This is a genomic window from Streptomyces sp. NPDC058221 (assembly GCF_042882365.1).
GTDB lineage: Bacteria > Actinomycetota > Actinomycetes > Streptomycetales > Streptomycetaceae > Streptomyces.
On record NZ_JBHVWF010000064.1, the window covers coordinates 1 to 17,351 of the forward strand.

At 71.2% G+C, this 17,351-nt stretch carries 18 protein-coding genes; 9 read left to right on the forward strand and 9 right to left on the reverse strand.

The window, feature by feature from the left end:
* Window positions 1-77: 77 nt before the first annotated feature.
* Entirely contained in the window at window positions 78-539 is a 462-nt protein-coding gene (locus tag ACFVW8_RS20965) for a MaoC family dehydratase (protein WP_389692107.1), read from the reverse strand.
* Between the two features lie 133 nt (window positions 540-672).
* On the opposite strand from ACFVW8_RS20965, the gene soxR reads away from it, so the two are divergent.
* Window positions 673-1,215: a redox-sensitive transcriptional activator SoxR gene (soxR, locus tag ACFVW8_RS20970; RefSeq protein ID WP_389692109.1), complete on the forward strand. Its 543-nt coding sequence runs from the start codon at window positions 673-675 to the stop codon at window positions 1,213-1,215.
* A gap of 75 nt (window positions 1,216-1,290) precedes the next feature.
* Here the strand turns inward: soxR and ACFVW8_RS20975 are convergent, their stop codons facing one another.
* A complete protein-coding gene (locus tag ACFVW8_RS20975) occupies window positions 1,291-1,902 on the reverse strand; it encodes a hypothetical protein (protein WP_389692111.1) in 612 nt (203 codons plus the stop codon).
* A 231-nt stretch (window positions 1,903-2,133) separates the two neighbouring features.
* Here ACFVW8_RS20975 and ACFVW8_RS20980 point away from each other — a divergent pair, with 231 nt between their 5' ends.
* Complete coding sequence (locus ACFVW8_RS20980; protein WP_389692113.1) at window positions 2,134-4,980, forward strand: penicillin acylase family protein; 2,847 nt, start codon at window positions 2,134-2,136, stop codon at window positions 4,978-4,980.
* 124 nt (window positions 4,981-5,104) lie between these two features.
* Here ACFVW8_RS20980 and ACFVW8_RS20985 read toward each other — a convergent pair whose 3' ends face one another.
* Window positions 5,105-6,391 (reverse strand): exo-beta-N-acetylmuramidase NamZ domain-containing protein, encoded by a 1,287-nt coding sequence (locus ACFVW8_RS20985; protein ID WP_389692115.1) that lies wholly within the window; start codon window positions 6,389-6,391, stop codon window positions 5,105-5,107.
* A gap of 184 nt (window positions 6,392-6,575) precedes the next feature.
* On the opposite strand from ACFVW8_RS20985, the gene ACFVW8_RS20990 reads away from it, so the two are divergent.
* From ACFVW8_RS20990 to ACFVW8_RS21000, 3 genes are read left to right on the forward strand one after another with little or no spacing between them, the layout of a single operon-like run.
* Window positions 6,576-7,340, forward strand: coding sequence for an SDR family oxidoreductase (locus tag ACFVW8_RS20990; protein WP_389692117.1), 765 nt, complete (start codon window positions 6,576-6,578; stop codon window positions 7,338-7,340).
* Complete coding sequence (locus ACFVW8_RS20995; RefSeq protein WP_389692119.1) at window positions 7,337-8,995, forward strand: AMP-binding protein; 1,659 nt, start codon at window positions 7,337-7,339, stop codon at window positions 8,993-8,995. The genes ACFVW8_RS20990 and ACFVW8_RS20995 overlap by 4 nt, the downstream gene beginning before the upstream one ends.
* 38 nt (window positions 8,996-9,033) lie before the next feature.
* On the forward strand, window positions 9,034-9,627 hold the full coding sequence (locus ACFVW8_RS21000; protein WP_389692121.1) for a TetR/AcrR family transcriptional regulator: 594 nt from the start codon (window positions 9,034-9,036) through the stop codon (window positions 9,625-9,627).
* 3 nt (window positions 9,628-9,630) lie between these two features.
* Here the strand turns inward: ACFVW8_RS21000 and ACFVW8_RS21005 are convergent, their stop codons facing one another.
* Window positions 9,631-10,512, reverse strand: coding sequence for a LysR family transcriptional regulator (locus ACFVW8_RS21005; RefSeq protein WP_389692123.1), 882 nt, complete (start codon window positions 10,510-10,512; stop codon window positions 9,631-9,633).
* Window positions 10,513-10,586: 74 nt separating this feature from the next.
* On the opposite strand from ACFVW8_RS21005, the gene ACFVW8_RS21010 reads away from it, so the two are divergent.
* Window positions 10,587-10,751, forward strand: a complete 165-nt coding sequence (locus tag ACFVW8_RS21010; RefSeq protein ID WP_389692125.1) for a hypothetical protein — start codon at window positions 10,587-10,589, stop codon at window positions 10,749-10,751.
* Window positions 10,752-10,798: 47 nt separating this feature from the next.
* Here the strand turns inward: ACFVW8_RS21010 and ACFVW8_RS21015 are convergent, their stop codons facing one another.
* Both ACFVW8_RS21015 and ACFVW8_RS21020 read right to left on the reverse strand, forming a co-directional pair.
* Complete coding sequence (locus tag ACFVW8_RS21015; protein ID WP_389692127.1) at window positions 10,799-12,013, reverse strand: acyl-CoA dehydrogenase family protein; 1,215 nt, start codon at window positions 12,011-12,013, stop codon at window positions 10,799-10,801.
* 8 nt (window positions 12,014-12,021) lie between these two features.
* The gene (locus ACFVW8_RS21020; RefSeq protein ID WP_389692129.1) at window positions 12,022-13,050 is read right to left on the reverse strand and encodes a phosphotransferase family protein; all 1,029 of its coding nucleotides are present in this window, start codon (window positions 13,048-13,050) and stop codon (window positions 12,022-12,024) included.
* Window positions 13,051-13,205: 155 nt separating this feature from the next.
* Here ACFVW8_RS21020 and ACFVW8_RS21025 point away from each other — a divergent pair, with 155 nt between their 5' ends.
* Window positions 13,206-14,495 carry a glucarate dehydratase family protein gene (locus tag ACFVW8_RS21025; protein ID WP_389692131.1) on the forward strand — a complete coding sequence of 430 codons (1,290 nt, stop codon included), beginning with the start codon at window positions 13,206-13,208 and terminating at the stop codon, window positions 14,493-14,495.
* 46 nt (window positions 14,496-14,541) lie between these two features.
* On the opposite strand, the gene ACFVW8_RS21030 is transcribed toward ACFVW8_RS21025, so the two are convergent.
* Window positions 14,542-14,883: a winged helix-turn-helix transcriptional regulator gene (locus tag ACFVW8_RS21030; RefSeq protein ID WP_389692133.1), complete on the reverse strand. Its 342-nt coding sequence runs from the start codon at window positions 14,881-14,883 to the stop codon at window positions 14,542-14,544.
* Between the two features lie 110 nt (window positions 14,884-14,993).
* Here ACFVW8_RS21030 and ACFVW8_RS21035 point away from each other — a divergent pair, with 110 nt between their 5' ends.
* Window positions 14,994-15,632, forward strand: coding sequence for an NADPH-dependent F420 reductase (locus ACFVW8_RS21035; protein ID WP_389692135.1), 639 nt, complete (start codon window positions 14,994-14,996; stop codon window positions 15,630-15,632).
* A gap of 36 nt (window positions 15,633-15,668) precedes the next feature.
* A complete protein-coding gene (locus ACFVW8_RS21040; RefSeq protein ID WP_389692137.1) occupies window positions 15,669-16,604 on the forward strand; it encodes an NADP-dependent oxidoreductase in 936 nt (311 codons plus the stop codon).
* 18 nt (window positions 16,605-16,622) lie between these two features.
* Here ACFVW8_RS21040 and ACFVW8_RS21045 read toward each other — a convergent pair whose 3' ends face one another.
* Both ACFVW8_RS21045 and ACFVW8_RS21050 read right to left on the reverse strand, forming a co-directional pair.
* Window positions 16,623-16,934 carry a DUF202 domain-containing protein gene (locus ACFVW8_RS21045; RefSeq protein WP_389692138.1) on the reverse strand — a complete coding sequence of 104 codons (312 nt, stop codon included), beginning with the start codon at window positions 16,932-16,934 and terminating at the stop codon, window positions 16,623-16,625.
* Window positions 16,931-17,326 carry a YidH family protein gene (locus ACFVW8_RS21050; RefSeq protein ID WP_389692140.1) on the reverse strand — a complete coding sequence of 132 codons (396 nt, stop codon included), beginning with the start codon at window positions 17,324-17,326 and terminating at the stop codon, window positions 16,931-16,933. Before ACFVW8_RS21050 ends, ACFVW8_RS21045 begins: the two co-directional genes overlap by 4 nt.
* Window positions 17,327-17,351: the final 25 nt, after the last annotated feature.

A 17,351-nucleotide genomic window follows, 5' to 3' on the forward strand; every position in this document is an offset into this window, starting at 1 on the left:
GGATGGGCGGGGGGTTCGGGCTGCGCCCGACCACCCCCCCCCCCGGCACTCGCGGGGGGCGGGGGCCCCGGCGGGCCTCAGAAGTAGTAGCGCGACACCGACTCGGCCACGCAGGCCGGCTTGTCGCCACCCTCGCGCTCGATCGTGACGACGGCGGTGACCTGTACGCCACCGCCCGCCTCCTCGACACTCTTCAGGACGGCCGTCGCCCGCAGCCGCGATCCCACGGGCACCGTCGAGGGGAAGCGGACCTTGTTGGTCCCGTAGTTGATTCCCATCTTCATGCCCTCGACCCGCAGGACCTGGGGCACGAGCGCCGGGAGCAGCGAGAGCGTCAGGTAGCCGTGCGCGATCGTCGTGCCGAACGGCCCGGCCGCGGCGCGCTCCGGGTCCACATGGATCCACTGGTGGTCGCCGGTGGCGTCGGCGAAGAGGTCGATCCTCTTCTGCTCGATCTCCAGCCAGTCGCTGTGTCCCAGCTGCTCGCCCACTCCGTCGCGCAGCTCCTGCGCGGACGTGAAGATCCTCGGCTCTGCCATGTCCCTGGTCCCTGCCTTCCCGCTCTCGACCAACCATGCACCGGCGCTGTCTAAGCGCTTGCTCAGCATGGTTCGCGGGTGCGTTCCTGTCAACGACGGACCGGCCGGGAACGGGCCACGTAGGGTTGGGGGAGTGCCCCAGATCCCACAGACACTCCATGAACTCACGGTCGGCCAGCTCTCCGCGCGCAGCGGCGCCGCGGTTTCGGCCCTGCACTTCTACGAGGCCAAGGGCCTGATCGACAGCCGCCGCACCAGCGGGAACCAGCGCCGTTACAGCAGGGACGCGCTGCGCCGGGTCGCCTTCGTCCGCGCCGCGCAGCGGGTCGGCATCCCGCTCGCCACCATCCGGGACGCGCTGGCCGAACTCCCGGAGGAGCGCACCCCGAACCGCGAGGACTGGGCGCGGCTCTCCGAGGCGTGGCGCTCCGAGCTGGACGAGCGGATCGAACAGCTGGCGCGGCTGCGCGACCACCTCACCGACTGCATCGGCTGCGGCTGCCTGTCGTTGGAGACCTGTGTGCTCTCCAACCCGGACGACATCTCGGGCGAGCGGATCAGCGGCTCGCGTCTGATGCCGGAGCGGAAGGTTCCGGAGCGGAAGGTGCCGGAGCGCAAGGCTGTGCGGCGCAAGGGCGGGGAGTGTGACAGCGAGGGGCGTGCGGGAGGGTGTTGAGCGCGGCCGTGGCCGGCCTGTGTTGCCCGTCCGGCAGCCGTGCGTCGCCGGACGCCGGGCGGGCCGCTCTGTTCCTCAGGCCACCGATGCCAGGTCGCCGATCCGGGTCCGCCGGGCCTTGGCCAGCGCCGCCTCGGTGAGCACGGGCTGCGGTACCACGATCCCGCAGCCGGTGCAGACCGGACCGGACCACGGCTCGCTGTGCAGGTCCTGTCGCCAGGCGATCCGGGCCTGTGCGCACACCGGGCAGCCGGTGCCCGGCTCGGACTCCAGGGCCGAGATCAGCCGGACCAGCACCTCCGCGAGCGGCGCCGCCGGGTGGACGGCCGGGTCGTCGCACCGCGCGACCCCGTTCCCGCCCCAGGTGCGCCGGTGCCAGTCGTCGAACGCGCCCGGCCTGCGCAGTCCGTCGTGCTTCTCGCGCCGGCGGCGTTCGGCGAACCCCGCCTCGTAGCCCAGCCAGACCGCCCGGGCCGTCTCCAGCTCCTCCAGTGCGTGCATCAGCCGCACCGGATCGGGGGCCCGGTCCTCGGGCCCGATTCCATGCCGGGCACACAGGTGATCCCAGGTTGCCCGGTGTCCATAGGGGGCGAAGCGCTCCAGGCATTTGCGCAGCGAGTACCGCCGCAGTGCCAGATCGCTCCGCGGATCGCGGACCTGTCTCGCAAGACTCCGGAAACCGGCCATTGCGCTGCCACCTCCGTCGCTCGTCATCCGTCGCCCGAATTTTCGGCGTCTATGAGTGGACGTACAACTGCCCGGATCGGTGCCATCCAAAGGTGTGATCGTCCATCTGGTGAGATGACCGCTCGTCATGTGACGGCATGTGGTGATTCGGAAAAGGTGACCGATGTTCACCTTACCGGCGGGTCATACCGCCGGTAACCTCCGGCGCATCGGCCTCTCCGAGGAGCATGCATGCCCCCACGCACCGGCACTTCCGCCCGCACCGGCAAGTCCCGCGCCGCCACGATCGCGGCCGTTCTCGCACTCGGTGCCTCCCTGCTGGCCACCGCGCCCCACGCGGGCGCCGCCGAGCCGGACCCCGTACCCGTCGCCGACTACTGCCAGGGGCAGTGCGACGACATCCTGCCACCGGGCGAGAACGGCAACGCCACCCTCGTCGACATTCTCGGCAACAAGGCGTTCGGTACGCATCCCGCGCACAGCGACGACCAGCTCGACCGCTACAACGGGCTGGTGGACGGGCATACCGGCCTCACCGACCAGAAGCTCACCGACTTCTTCAACGACGCCTCCTTCGGCGTCGCGAAGGACCAGGTCGAGTCCGTCACCTCGCCCCGCGACGACGTCACCATCACCCGCGACAAGGTGTCCGGTGTCCCGCACATCAAGGGCACCACCCGGTACGGCACCGAGTTCGGCGCCGGATTCGCGGCCGGGCAGGACCGGCTCTGGCTGATGGACCTCTTCCGTCACATCGGACGCGGCGAACTGACCTCGTTCGCCGGCGGCGCGCTGGCCAACCAGGGCCTGGAGCAGCAGTTCTGGCCGCAGGCCCCGTACACCGAGGCCGATCTCCAGGCCCAGGTCGAGTACATCAGGACCCATGAGGGCCCCCGTGGCGAACAGGCCATGGCCGACGCGCAGGCCTATGTGGACGGAATCAACTCCTATCGCGACAAGTCGAAGAAGGGCCGGTACTTCCCCGGTGAGTACGTCCTCACCGGCAAGATCGACGCCATCACCAACGTGGGCGAGATCCAGCCGTTCCAGCTGACCGACCTGATCTCGATCGCCTCCGTGGTCGGCGGCCAGTTCGGCGGCGGCGGTGGCGGTGAGGTGCAGGCGGCGCTCTCGCTGCTGTCCGCCCAGCAGAAGTACGGCGTCGCCGAAGGCACCAAGGTCTGGGAGTCGTTCCGGCAGCGCAACGACCCCGAGGCCGTGCTGACCGTCCACGACGGCACCTCCTTCCCGTACGCGAACAAGCCGGACAAGGCCGTCGGAACGGCTCTTCCCGACTCCGGCTCGGTCACCGCGGAACCGCTGATCTACGACCGCACCGGCTCCGCCGGCACCGACGAGAAGGACCCGGTCAAGGCCCCGGCCCAACTCAAGAAGGCCCAGGGCATCTACGACGACGGAGTCATCCCGGAGGGCTCGCTCCCCGGCTCCGGCTCGGGTGCCCAGAAGCGCGGCATGTCCAACGCCCTGCTGGTCTCCGGCAAGAGCACCGCGAGCGGAAACCCGATCGCCGTGTTCGGCCCGCAGACCGGCTACTTCGCCCCGCAGCTGATGATGCTCCAGGAGCTCCAGGGCCCCGGCATCAGCGCCCGCGGTGTCTCCTTCGCCGGCGTCGGCATGTACATCCAGATGGGCCGCGGCCAGGACTACGCCTGGAGCGCCACCTCGGCCGGCCAGGACATCACCGACACCTACACCGTCCCACTCTGCGAGCCCGACGGCTCCACGCCCACCAAGAACTCCACGCACTACCTCTACCGCGGCGACTGCACCGCCATGGAGAAGCTGGAGCGCACCAACTCCTGGAAGCCGACCGTCGCCGACTCCACGGCGAAGGGCTCCTACCGGATGCAGGTGTGGCGCACCGGCTACGGCGTCGTCACCCACCGCGCCACGGTGGACGGCAAGCCCGTCGCGTACACCACGCTGCGCACCACCTACCGGCACGAGGCCGACTCGATCATCGGCTTCCAGATGCTCAACGATCCGTCGTACGTCACCGACGCCGCCTCCTTCCAGCAGGCGGCGAGCAACATCGACTACGCCTTCAACTGGTTCTACGCCGACTCGCGCACCGCCGCCTTCTACAACAGCGGTATGAACCCGGTGCGTGCCCCGGGCGTCGACCCGGCGCTGCCCGTCAAGGCCGAGAAGGCGTACGAGTGGAAGGGCTACGACCCGGCGGCCAACACCGCCGAGTACACCCCGTTCGCCGAGCACCCGCACTCCAGCGGCCAGGACTACTACGTGTCCTGGAACAACAAGCAGGCCGAGGGGTACGCCTCCGCGGGCTTCGGGCTCAGTGCGGTGCACCGGGCCGATCTGCTCGACGAGCGGGTGTCGAAGCTGGTGGAGGAGGGTGGCGTGACCCGTGCATCCCTCACCCGTGCGATGGCGGACGCCGCCCTCACCGATCTGCGCGGGGAGCAGCTGCTGCCCGAACTGCTGAAGGTGATCCGCTCCCAGCCGGTGACCGACCCGGAGTTGAACGCGGTGGTCCAGCAGCTGGACTCCTGGCGGGCGGCGGGCGCCCAGCGCAAGGAGAGCAGCCCGGGTTCGCAGACGTACACGTACGCCGACGCGGTACGGATCATGGACGCGTGGTGGCCGAAGCTGATCGACGCGGAGTTCAGGCCCGGCCTCGGCGACGACCTGTACGGGGCGCTGACCGCCAACCTCGCCACCGACGAGTCCCCGGCGGCCAGCCATGGTCCGAGCGGCGCGCACAGCGGTTCGGCCTTCCAGTACGGCTGGTGGGGCTTCGCCGACAAGGACCTGCGTCAGGTGCTCGGGCAGCCGGTCAAGGGGCCGCTGGCCAAGTCCTACTGCGGCAACGGCGATCTGAGCAGCTGCCGTGCGGCGCTGCTGTCCACGCTGAAGGAGGCGGCGGCAGTACCGGCGGCGGAGGTGTACCCGGCCGACGACACCTGCAAGGCCGGTGAGCAGTGGTGCACCGACTCGATCATCCACCGGGCACTGGGCGGGATCGCGCAGAAGGCGATCCACTGGCAGAACCGCCCGACGTACCAGCAGGTGGTGGAATTCCCGGCACACCGCTGAGTCCGAACCCGCCGGGCGGGCAGCCCGAGCCCGTCCGGCGGGCAGTCCGAGACCGTCCGGTGCCTGAGGACGGAACCGGTTCGCCGGGCGGGCCCGCACACAACGACCCGCCCGGCGACCGGGCTCACCGGTACTGCAGATACCGCTTCCGCACCGCCCGGAACGCGGCAAGATCCTCCGCCCACGCCCCCACGACCTCATCCGTGTCCGCACCCGCGTCGATCATCGTGCGGACCCGGGTGTTGCCGGTGAGCTTGTCGATCCAGTTGTCCTCGCGCCAGGCGAACCCGCTCCAGGTCCGCTTCGCCGTGACCAGCAACGCGATCCCGGTGCGCACCGGGTCGAAGACCTCGCGGTCCTGGACGTGCAGCTGGACGCCGCCCACCGTCACGCCCTCGAACTTCGAGAACGTCGGCGCGAAGTACGCCTCGCGGAACGCCACTCCGGGCAGGTCGAGGGCGTTCGCGGCGGCCGCCCACGTGTGGTCGATCCCCTCCGCGCCGAGCAGCTCGAAGGGCCGCGTCGTGCCGCGCCCCTCCGAGAGGTTGGTGCCCTCGAAGAGGCAGGTGCCCGAGTAGACCAGCGCGGTGTCGGGCGTCGGCATGTTGGGGCTCGGGGGCACCCACGGCAGCCCCGTCGCGTCGAAGAACTCCGAGCGCGACCACCCCGACATCTTCACAATCTCCAACTCGGCCGGACGGTCCGCGAGGAACTCCCCGTTGAACAGCAGGGCGAGTTCGGTGACCGTCATGCCGTGCGCCTGGGAGATCTCCCTGCGGCCCACGAAGGTGCCGAAGGCCGGATCGAGGACCGGCCCGAGCGCCGCCCGTCCGGTCACCGGGTTCGGCCGGTCCAGGACGACGAACTTCTTGCCCGCGAGGGCAGCGGCCTCCATGCAGTCGTACAGCGTCCAGATGTACGTGTAGAAGCGGGCGCCCGCGTCCTGGATGTCGAAGACGACCGTGTCGACGCCGGACGCCGTGAAGACGTCGGCCAGCGGCTGCCCGCTCTTGAGGTACGTGTCGTAGACCGGGAGTCCGGTCGCCGGGTCGTCGTACCGGCCCTCGGAGCCGCCCGCCTGCGCGGTGCCCCGGAAGCCGTGCTCCGGTCCGAAGACGGCGGTGAGGTTCACGCGTCCGTCCGGGTGCATCACATCGACGATGTGGCGCACGTCGGAGGTGACCCCGGTCGGGTTGGTGACGATCCCGACCCGCTGCCCCTTCAGGAGCGCGTAGCCGTCCGCCGCCAGCCGGTCGAAGCCGGTGAGGAGCCTGCGGTGTCCGCCGCCCCCGTGCCCGTGTCCGGTGCCGTGCGGTGTACCCGCGGCTGCGGGCGCGGCCGACGCGGCCGTCGCCGCGAGAGCTCCCACGGCACCGCCGGCGGCCAGCAAACCACGTCTGGTCAGGCTCATTCGGCTACCTCCATGATCGCGACGTCTGTCATGGTCACGCACGCTAGCGCGCGCCCGGGCCGCAGGGAACGCGCCCGACGGGACGGATGCGGCAGGAGTGACGCACGAGTGGCGCCAGCCTCTTCCCCGAGGACATACCGACTGGTTAGTCTGCTGGTGCAGTCGGCTGAGAGAGGCGGGACCGATGAGTACGGTGCAGGGCGCGGGCGTAGTGGTCACGGGGGCCGGAGGCGGCATCGGAGCCGCGCTGGCCCGCAGATTCGCCGCCGAGGGTGCGCGGGTCGTGGTCAACGACCTCGACGAGGGCAGGATCAAGGCGCTCGCCGAGGAGATCGGGGGCACCGCCGTCGCCGGCGACGCCTCACAGATCGTCGACGCCGCCAGGGACGCCCTGGACGGCACCGTGGACGTCTACTGCGCCAACGCGGGCCTCGCCTCGCCCGGCGACGCCTTCGCCGACGAGGAGGTCTGGGCCGCCGCCTGGGACGTCAACGTGATGGCCCACGTCCGCGCGGCCAGGGCGCTGCTCCCGGACTGGCTGGAGCGCGGCAGCGGCAGGTTCGTCTCCACCGCGTCGGCCGCCGGACTGCTCACGATGATCGGCGCGGCGCCCTACAGCGTCACCAAGCACGGTGTGGTCGCCTTCGCCGAATGGCTCGCCCTCACCTACGGCCACCGCGGCATCAAGGTCCACGCGATCTGTCCGCAGGGCGTGCGTACGGACATGCTGACCGCCGCAGGATCGGCCGGGAAGCTCGTGCTCGCGCCGAGTGCCATCGAGCCGGAGGACGTCGCCGAAGCGCTCTTCGCGGCCATGGCCGACGACCGCTTCCTCGTCCTGCCGCACCCGGAGGTCGCCGGGTACTACCGGGCCCGTGCCAAGGACACCGACCACTGGCTCGGCAGCATGAACCATCTCCAGCAGAAGTGGGAGGAGACCGGCGCATGACCGAGTCGATCTACGCGGCGAAGCCCTGGCTGCCGCTGCTCAGTGAGGCCCAGCGGGCCCCTGTCCACCCGGCCGCCACCCTGGTGCACGCCTTCCGGGAGTCAGCCGCCCGCACCCCCGGGCACCCGGCGCTCGCCTACTTCGACGGGCGCCTCACCTACCGCGAGACCGACGAGCTCTCCGACTCCGTGGCCGGCCACCTCGCCGCCCGGGGGCTGGAGAGGGGCGACCGGGTCGCGATCATGCTGCAGAACTCGCCGCAGTTCGTGATCGCGCTGCTGGGCGCCTGGAAGGCCGGGGCGACGGTCGTCCCGCTCAATCCGATGTACAAGTCCGGCGAGGTCGGCCATGTACTGAAGGACGCCGAGGTCAGCGCGCTGATCTGCTCGGACCGGGCCTGGGATGCCTATCTGCGGGACACCGCGGCGGCTGCCCCGGACGTCCGGATCGCCGTCACCGCCTGCGAGCTGGACTTCCAGACGAAGAACGACGCCCGGGTGCTGAACTTCGGCCGGCTGCCCGCTGCCGAGGACGCCGACGATCTGGTGGCCGTCGCCCGCCAGGGCCGCACGGCCCCCGCAGGCCGGGAGCTCACCGCCGCCGACGTGGCGCTGATCAGCTACACATCCGGGACCAGCGGTACCCCCAAGGGCGCCATGAACTCCCACGGCAACATCATGGTCAACGTCGAGCGCCAGCGCACCGGCCACCCCATCGCCGAGGGCTCCGCCTATTTCGCTCTCGCTCCGCTCTTCCACATCACCGGCATGGTGTGCCAGCTGGCCGTCTGCCTCGCCAACGCCGGCACCCTCGTCCTCGCGTACCGCTTCCACCCCGGTGTCGTCCTGGACGCCTTCGCCGAGCACCGGCCCGCGTACACCGTGGGCCCCTCGACCGCCTTCATGGCGCTCGCCGCGACCCCCGGGGTCACGCCCGAGCACTTCTCCTCGTTCCAGGTGATCTCCTCGGGCGGCGCACCGCTGCCGCCCGCGCTCGTCGAGAAGTTCCGCGCGGGCTTCGGCCCGTACATCCGCAACGGCTACGGCCTCACCGAGTGCACCGCGCCCTGCGCGTCCGTACCGCCCGAGCGCGAGGCCCCCGTGGACCCGGTCTCCGGCACCCTGTCGGTCGGCGTTCCCGGCCCGGACACGGTCGTGCGGATCATCGACGAGAACGGCGCGGACGTGCCGTTCGGTGAGCAGGGCGAGATAGCGGTGCGCGGCCCCCAGGTCGTCTCCGGCTACTGGCGGCTGCCCGAGGCCACCGCCGCCGCCTTCCCGGAGGGCGAACTGCGCACCGGCGACATCGGCTTCATGGACTCCGAGGGCTGGCTCTACGTCGTCGACCGCAAGAAGGACATGATCAACGCCTCCGGCTTCAAGGTCTGGCCGCGTGAGGTGGAGGACGTCCTCTACACCCACCCCGCCGTCCGCGAGGCGGCCGTCGTGGGCGTCCCCGACGCCTACCGGGGCGAGACGGTCCGGGCCTACGTCAGTCTGCGGCCCGGTGCCTCGGTCGAACCGGACGAATTGGGTGTGTACTGCAAGGAACGGCTCGCCGCGTACAAGTACCCGCGCGAAGTCGAGATCCTGACCGAACTCCCCAAGACGGCAAGTGGGAAGATCCTCAGGCGGGAACTGCGTTCACCCCGCTAGAACCGGTTCACATACTGTACGGAAGGAAGGTGGCGGCTATGGCCAAGGCGACGGACGGGAGCGGTACCCCCGTTCCCCAGCGGCTGCTGGCCGCCGCCACCCGGCTCTTCGCCGAGCAGGGGTACGACCGCACCTCGGTGCAGGAGATCGTCGAGGCGGCCGGCGTCACCAAGGGCGCGCTCTACCACTACTTCGGCTCCAAGGAGGATCTCCTCCAGGAGGTCTACGCCCGGGTGCTGCGGCTCCAGCAGGAGCGCCTCGACGCCTTCGCGGACGCCGAGGCCCCCGTCGAGCAGCGGCTGCGCGACGCCGCGGCGGACGTGGTCGTCACCACGATCGAGAATCTCGACGACGCCTCGATCTTCTTCCGCTCGATGCACCATCTGAGCCCGGAGAAGAACAAGCAGGTCCGGATGGAGCGACGCCGCTACCACGAGCGCTTCCGGGCGCTGGTGGAGGAGGGGCAGCGCAGCGGGGTCTTCTCCACGGCCACCCCCGCGGACCTCATCGTCGACTACCACTTCGGCTCGGTCCACCACCTGTCCACCTGGTACCGGCCCGACGGCCCGCTCACCCAGCAGGAGGTCGCCGACCACCTCGCCGACCTGCTGCTGCGCGCGCTGCGTCCCTGACCGTCAGGCCGGACCGCCGCAGGCCAGCCGGCCCAGCAGTGCCTCGGCCGCAGGGTTGCGCGGCCGGGGCGCCCGGCCCACCAGCAGCACCGTGCGGCCGGGCTCCGGCTGCCGGATGGTCACGCACGGCAATCCGGCGTCCTCGCCGATCCGGCGCGGCACGATCGCCACGCCGATGCCCGCCCGGACGAGATCGACGAGCAGCCGGATCTGCGTGACGTCGCAGGTGATCCGGCGCTCCAGACCGCAGTGGGCGGCCAGCCGCCGCACCGCCGTCTCCAGACCGGTGCCGGCCCGGAAGTCCACGAACGGCTCTTCGGCGAGATCCTTGATCAGGGTGCGCCCGGCCGTCGCCAGCCGGTGACCCGGAGCGGTGATCAGCACCAGATCCTCCCGCCAGGAGGCGAACTCCGTGATGCCGTCGGGGAGCTGGGCGGCGTCCGGTGCCAGATAGGCGAGATCCAGCTCACCGGCGAGCACCCCCGCCAGCAGCTCCGGGGTCGTCGCCTCGCGCAGCGAGATCTGCACCCCGGGCCACAGGCGGTGGAAGGCGGCCAGCTCGGCGGCCAGATCCACACAGGTCAGGGTCTGGATCGTGCCGACCCGCACCCGTCCGGTCGCCAGACCCGATACGGCGGCCACCGCATCACGCGCCGCGTCCGTGCCCGCCAGTACCGTCCGGGCCGACGGCAGCAGCGCCCGACCCGCCTCGGTGAGCACCACCCGGCGGCCGGTCCGGTCGAACAGCTCGGCGCCCAGCTCCCGTTCGAGATTGCGCACCGACGTGCTCAGTGCGGACTGCACGATCAGTTCGGCACGGGCCGCAGCGGTGAAACTGCCGTGTGTGATCACCGCCATGAAGTGGCGGAGCTGACGTATCTCCATCCATCAACCGTATCGATGGGAGCCAGCGAATCCATCTGTTGGACCGACCGCGGGTACGGGGCGAAGCTGGAGACATGGCGCACATCCAGGCTTCGTCCCGAGTCCCTGCCCTGTGGACCGTGGCCTACGGGCCGCACCGGCCGCGGAGCGTACGGCTTCTCGCCCGCTGCCTGCTGCGGGTGCGGGCCTTCGCCCGCGAGCTGGCGCTCGCCGACCACCTGCCGTACGGCGGCTACTGACCGCCGGGCGGGCCCGTACCCGGTACGGGTCCGCCCAGGCCGGTCCGTTACAGGTACTTCTTGATCTCGCGCCGCGCCAGCGACCGCTGGTGCACCTCGTCCGGGCCGTCGGCCAGCCGCAGCGTCCGCGCCGCCGCCCACAGTTCGGCCAGCGGGAAGTCCTGGCTGACGCCGCCGGCACCGTGCAGCTGGACCGCCTGGTCCAGGATGGAGACCACCGCACGCGGGGTGGCGATCTTGATGGACTGGATCTCGGTGTGCGCACCGCGGTTGCCCACCGTGTCCATCAGCCAGGCCGTTTTCAGCACCAGCAGCCGCAGCTGCTCCACCGTGACCCGGGCGTCCGCGATCCAGTTCTGCACCACACCCTGCTGGGCGAGCGGCTTGCCGAAGGCGTCACGGGACACCGCACGCCGGCACATCAGCTCGATGGCGCGCTCGGCCATCCCGATCAGCCGCATGCAGTGGTGGATACGGCCCGGGCCCAGCCGCGCCTGGGCGATGGCGAAACCGCCGCCCTCCTCGCCGACCAGGTTCGTGACGGGCACCCGCACGTTGTCGAAGACCACCTCGGCGTGACCGCCGTGGTAGTGGTCCTCGTAGCCGTACACCTTCATGGCGCGCTTCACGGTCAGCCCCGGGGTGTCGCGCGGGACGAGGATCTGCGACTGCTGACGGCGGATGTCGGCGCCGTCCGGGTCGGTCTTGCCCATCACGATGAAGATCGCGCAGTCCGGGTTCATCGCCCCGGAGATGTACCACTTGCGCCCGTTGATGACGTAGTCCTCGCCGTCACGGGTGATCCGGGTCTCGATGTTGGTCGCGTCCGACGAGGCGACCTCCGGCTCCGTCATCGCGAACGCGGACCGGATCTCACCGGCGAGCAGCGGCTCCAGCCACTGCTTCCTCTGCTCGTCGGTGCCGAACTGCGCGAGCACCTCCATGTTCCCGGTGTCCGGCGCCGCGCAGTTCAGCGCCGTCGGCGCCAACTGCGGGGATCGGCCGAGGATCTCGGCCAGCGGGGCGTACTGGAGGTTGGTGAGCCCGGCGCCGTACTCGGCGTCCGGCAGGAAGAGGTTCCACAGCCCCTGCCGGCGCGCCTCGGCCTTGAGATCCTCCACGATCTGCGGGGTGTCCCACGGCGAGGAGAGCTGCTCCCGCTGCTCTTCCGCGGTCCCTTCGGCCGGGTGGACGTGCTCGTCCATGAAGGTGAGCAGCTTGGCGCGCAGCTCTTCGGTGCGGGCGTCGAATGCGAAGTCCATGGGGTTGATCAGCCTTCCTGGAGGGTGCTGAGGCCGTGCGCGATGAAGACGGGGACGAGATCGCCGATGCGGTCGAAGCCGGGGCCGACGGTCTGGCCCAGCGTGTAGCGGTAGTGGATGCCCTCCAGGATCACGGCGAGCTTGAACCAGGCGAACGCCGTGTACCAGGAGATGGCGGAGGTGTCCCGGCCGGAGCCCGCGGCGTAGCGCTCGATGAGTTCGGCGGGGGAGGGGTGGCCGGCCGCGCCACTGGTGGTGGAGACCGGCGACTCGGGCAGTCCGAGGTCGGAGCTGTACATCACCAGCAGCCCGAGGTCGGTCAGCGGGTCACCGAGTGTCGACATCTCCCAGTCGAGCACGGCCTTGATCCGGTCGTCGGACCCGAGCAGGACGTTGTCCAGGCGGTAGTCGCCGTGCACCACCGTCGGGGCGGGGGAGACGGGCAGCTTGCGGCCGAGCGCCGCGTGCAGTTCGTCGATGTCCGCCAGTTCGCGGTTGCGGGAGGCGTCCAGCTGCTTGCCCCAGCGGCGCAGCTGCCGGTCCAGGAAGCCCTCGGGGCGCCCGAAGTCGCCGAGCCCGACGGCCTCCGGGTCCACGGCGTGCAGTTCGACGAGGGTGTCCACCAGACCGAGCACGGCTGCCCGGGTACGCTCGGCGCCGAGCGGGGCGAGCTGTTCGGCCGTGCGGTACGGGGTGCCCTCGACGTACTCCATGACGTAGAACGGCGAGCCGATGACGGAGTCGTCCTCGCAGAGCAGCAGCGTCTCGGGGACCGGGACGGGCGTCGCGTGCAGCGCGCTGATCACCCGGTGCTCGCGCTTCATGTCGTGCGCGGTGGCCAGGACGTGACCCAGCGGCGGCCGGCGGACGACCCAGCGGCCGGTGCCGTCCGTGTCCGTGACGATGTAGGTCAGGTTCGAACGGCCGCCCTCGATGAGCCGGGCGTCGAGCGGTCCGTTCACCAGCCCCGGCCGTTCGCGGTCGAGGTGTCCGCGCAGTCGGTCGAGGTCGAGACCTGGCGGGTGGACTGGGCTCATCGTGCGCACCTCCGGGGTGAATGAACGGTCGGTGTTCATGATGCCGACCAGTCGGTATGTCGTCCAGTGAACTTCCGGAACCGGATGTGCCCACTCCGGTCCGATCCGTGGTCCGACCCCTGGTATTCAGTCGTATCTATGAATAGAGTTCACGTATGGATACAGCATTGTTGATCGACGAAGTCCGGCTGACCCCGATCCTCATTGCCGACCCGCCGCTCCTCAACACCCAGGGTGTCCACCAGCCCTACACCCCACGGCTCGTCGTGGAGGTCGTCACCCGCGGCGGGGCGACCGGCGTCGGGGAGACGTACGGCGACGGCAAGTACCTCGAACTGGCCGAGCCGCTCGCCACCGCCCTGGTCGGACGCCCGGTCAGCGATCTGAACGGACTCTTCGCCCTCGCCGACGAGGTGTGCGCAGACTCACGCGCGGCCGACGGGCGGGTCGACGCGGGCGGGCTGCGCGGTGTCCAGACCGCGGACAAGCTGCGCCTCTCGGTGGTGTCGGGCTTCGAGGTGGCCTGTCTGGACGCGCTGGGCAAGTCCCTCGGCCTGCCCGTGCACGCGCTGCTCGGCGGGAAGGTCCGCGACACCGTCGAATACAGCGCGTACCTCTTCTACCGCTGGGCCGGGCACCCGGAGGGTGGCGAGCGGGACGACTGGGGAGCGGCCCTCGACCCGGCCGGGGTCGTCGCCCAGGCACAGCGCTTCGCCCGCGACTACGGCTTCTCCTCCTTCAAGCTGAAGGGCGGCGTCTTCCCGCCCGAGCAGGAGATCGCCGCGGTCCGCGCCCTGGCCGAGGCGTTCCCCGGACAGCCGCTGCGGCTCGACCCCAACGGCGCCTGGTCCGTCGAGACCTCGCTGTACGTCGCCGAGCAGCTCAAGGACGTACTCGAATACCTGGAGGACCCGGCGAGCGGCACGGAGCTGATGGCCGCCGTCGCGGCGGGCACCGACGTCCCGCTCGCCACGAACATGTGCGTCACCACGCTCGCCGAGGTCCCGGAGGCCTTCGCCCGGGACGCCGTGCAGGTGATCCTCTCCGACCACCACTACTGGGGCGGGCTGCACCGCACCCGTGAACTGGCCGGGATCTGCCGCACCTTCGGCGTCGGCCTCTCCATGCACTCCAACACTCACCTCGGGATCAGCCTCGCCGCCATGACGCACGTCGCGGCCACCGTCCCCAACCTCGACTACGCCTGCGACAGCCACTACCCCTGGCAGACCGAGGACGTCATCACCGACCGCCATGTCTTCGAGGACGGCCGGCTCATCGTCTCCGACGCCCCGGGCCTCGGCGTCGAACTCGACCGGGAGCGCCTGGCCGCACTGCACCGCCGCTGGCTCGACGACGACGGCACGATGCGCGAGCGCGACGACGCCGCCGCGATGCGCAAGGCCGAGCCGCAGTGGCGGACCCCGACGATCCCGCGCTGGTGAGGGCCCGCCGCGGGGCGGTCCGTCCCGCGCCCGGCCCCGTGCCCGCTCAGTCGTCCCAGTCCTGCGCCGCCACGAAGGCGTCGCCGTGCTCCACGGCCCAGCGGCCCAGCGCCCTGACCGGCTCCAGCAGGGTCCTGCCGAGCTCCGTCAGCGCGTACTCGACCCGGGGCGGGGCCTCCGCGTACGCCTGCCGCTCCACCAGCCCGTAACCCTCCAGCCGGCGCAGCGTCTCGGTCAGTACCTTCGCGCTGATCCCGCCGATCTCCGCACGAAGGTCTCCCGGGCGGCGCGGGCCCTCGCCCAGCGCGTGCAGGACCACGGCGTTCCAGGTGTGCGAGAGCACATCGAAACCGAGTCTGGCCGGGCAGTCCGCGAGCAGCCGTTCCACAGGTCTCCCCTCCCCGTGGCGCCCGTTGGGCACCGAATGGTGAGCAACGGATCTTCTACCGTCCCCTCCAACGGCACGACGCTACGCCAACTGCGGTCAGGGAGACGGATATGCGCATCGGCATTCTCGGCACGGGAAACATGGCGGAGGCCCTCGGCACCCAGTGGGCCGGGGCCGGGCACCAGGTCCTCTTCGGCGGCCGCTCGCCCGAGCGGGCCCGCGCCCTCGCCGCACGGGCCTGCGGCAAAGCGGGAACCCTCCGGGAGGCCGCCTCCTTCGGTGACGCGGTGCTGCTCGCGCTGCCCCACGAGGCGGTGGCCGGCACCCTCAGGGAGCTCGGCGCCGCCGACGGGGCGCTGCACGACAGGCTGCTGATCGACTGCACCAACGCCGTCGGACCCGGCTTCCGCCTCACCACCGAGGGCGGCCCCGGCGCCGCCCGCGCCATCGCCGATGCCACCGGCGCCCGGGTCATCAAGGCGTTCAACCACCTCCCGGACACGGTCTGGCGGCTCACCCCGCCCGCCTTCGCCGACGGGCCCGTCGCCGTGCCGCTGTGCGGGGACGACGAGGAGGCGCTCCGGACCGTGGCGGCACTGGTGCGGGACCTGGGCTGCGCACCCCTGAGGGCAGGCGGTCTCGACCGGGCCGCGTATCTGGAGGCGACGACCGCCTTCCTCATCGGGCTCTGGCACTCGGGCCACGACCCGCGCACCCTGCTGCCGCCCTTCGAGGCAGCCACGGCATGACTTGCGCCGCCCCCGGCCTGCGCCGATGGTCGAAGGATGAAGGCGATCAGCTACAGCGGGTACGGCGGGGCCGACGTCATGGAATACGGCGAGCGGCCCGACCCCAAGGTGGGCCCGGACGCCGTCCTGGTGAAGGTGCGCGCGGCGGCGGTCAACCCGGTGGACCGCAAGGCCAGGGAAGGGCTGCTCGACGCCACCCTGGAGGCCGTGTTCCCGGTGATCCCCGGCTGGGACGTCTCCGGGGTCGTGGTGCAGCCAGGCGTCGCGGTCGAGGAGTTCGCGGTCGGCGACGAGGTGATCGGGTACGTGCGGGAGGACTTCCTCAGCCGCGGCACGTTCGCCGAGTACGTCGCCGCCCCGGTGCGCACCCTCGCCCGCAAACCACTGAGCCTGAGCTTCGAGGAGGCCGCGGGACTGCCGCTGGCCGGCCTCACCGCGTACCAGGTGCTCCACCGGTCGCTGCGGATCCGGGAAGGTGACACCGTCCTCGTCCACGCGGCGGCGGGCGGTGTCGGATCGGTCGCCGTCCAGCTCGCCCGGCACGCGGGATGCCGGGTCATCGGAACGGCGAGCGCGCACAACCACGACCATCTGCGGCAGCTCGGCGCGGAACCCGTGGAGTACGGGGACGGACTCGCAGACCGGCTGCGGGCACTGGCCCCGAACGGGATCGACGCCGCCTTCGACACCGTGGGCGGGGACGCCCTGCGGGTGTCGGCCGATACGCTCGCGCCGGACGGACGTCTCACGTCCATCGCGGACGCCGAGGTCTTCTCGTACGGCGGGAAGTACGCCTTCGTGCGGCCCGACGCCAAGGATCTGGCGCATCTGGCGGAGCTGGCCGAGCGGGGCATCGTCACGGTCCATGTCGACCGGGTCTTCCCGCTGGCGGAGGCGGCCGATGCCCATCGGCTCAACGAGCAGGGGCGCACCCGCGGCAAGATCGTCGTCACCGTGGACTGGGACGTCTGACGGCCCGGGTCCCGCATCTCAGAAGAGCATCGCCGCCGCGAACACGGCCAGCGCGACCGTGCACACCGCGGCCGCGGCGGCCTCGCGTGGGCCGAGTGTCCGCGGGCGGGCGGTGCCCATGCCCTGCACCCGGCGGTTGGCCACCCCCAGAAACCCGAGCCAGGCCAGCACGCTCAGCGACAGGGCGACGATCCCGGCCGGTCCTGTCCCGTCGTGCAGCGCCTGCTTGCCCGCCAGCAGGGCCACCACCGTGCAGGAGAGCGTGGTGCGTCGCCAGGCCAGCCTGGTCCGCTCCGGCTGGAGGCCAGGGTCCCGCTCCGGCCCGCTCACCGCCCCTCCCAGCCGAAGAGGACCACCACCACCATCGCCACGGCGACGACGCCGACCGCGAGACCCAGCAGCGTCGGGAACCGGGAGACCGGCAGGTCCTCGCCGCGCCGCATGGCCCGCTCGCAGCGCACCCAGTGGTTGACCGCCCGCAGGGCGCACAGCACACCGGCCGCGAGCAGCGCCAGCGCGAGACCGGCCCGGACGCCCCACGAGAGCTCCGGCAGGAACTGGTCGACGGCGAAACCGCCGCCGATCAGCGCGAGAGCCGTCCGGATCCAGGCGAGGAAGGTCCGCTCGTTGGCGAGCGAGAAGCGGTAGTCGGGGGTGTCGCCCTCGTCGCGGATCCGCTGCGGCGCGAACCACAGCCGCATGCTCTGTACGAATTCGTTCACGTTCGGACCTTATCTGCCGCTCTGT

Coding starts and splice junctions, on each gene's coding strand:
- ACFVW8_RS20965 (WP_389692107.1), bottom strand. CDS start 539: ATGGCAGAGCCGAGGATCTTCACGTCCGCGCAGGAGCTGCGCGACGGA.
- ACFVW8_RS20975 (WP_389692111.1), bottom strand. CDS start 1,902: ATGGCCGGTTTCCGGAGTCTTGCGAGACAGGTCCGCGATCCGCGGAGC.
- ACFVW8_RS20980 (WP_389692113.1), top strand. CDS start 2,134: ATGCCCCCACGCACCGGCACTTCCGCCCGCACCGGCAAGTCCCGCGCC.
- ACFVW8_RS20985 (WP_389692115.1), bottom strand. CDS start 6,391: ATGAGCCTGACCAGACGTGGTTTGCTGGCCGCCGGCGGTGCCGTGGGA.
- ACFVW8_RS20990 (WP_389692117.1), top strand. CDS start 6,576: ATGAGTACGGTGCAGGGCGCGGGCGTAGTGGTCACGGGGGCCGGAGGC.
- ACFVW8_RS20995 (WP_389692119.1), top strand. CDS start 7,337: ATGACCGAGTCGATCTACGCGGCGAAGCCCTGGCTGCCGCTGCTCAGT.
- ACFVW8_RS21000 (WP_389692121.1), top strand. CDS start 9,034: ATGGCCAAGGCGACGGACGGGAGCGGTACCCCCGTTCCCCAGCGGCTG.
- ACFVW8_RS21005 (WP_389692123.1), bottom strand. CDS start 10,512: ATGGAGATACGTCAGCTCCGCCACTTCATGGCGGTGATCACACACGGC.
- ACFVW8_RS21010 (WP_389692125.1), top strand. CDS start 10,587: ATGGCGCACATCCAGGCTTCGTCCCGAGTCCCTGCCCTGTGGACCGTG.
- ACFVW8_RS21015 (WP_389692127.1), bottom strand. CDS start 12,013: ATGGACTTCGCATTCGACGCCCGCACCGAAGAGCTGCGCGCCAAGCTG.
- ACFVW8_RS21020 (WP_389692129.1), bottom strand. CDS start 13,050: ATGAGCCCAGTCCACCCGCCAGGTCTCGACCTCGACCGACTGCGCGGA.
- ACFVW8_RS21025 (WP_389692131.1), top strand. CDS start 13,206: ATGGATACAGCATTGTTGATCGACGAAGTCCGGCTGACCCCGATCCTC.
- ACFVW8_RS21035 (WP_389692135.1), top strand. CDS start 14,994: ATGCGCATCGGCATTCTCGGCACGGGAAACATGGCGGAGGCCCTCGGC.
- ACFVW8_RS21040 (WP_389692137.1), top strand. CDS start 15,669: ATGAAGGCGATCAGCTACAGCGGGTACGGCGGGGCCGACGTCATGGAA.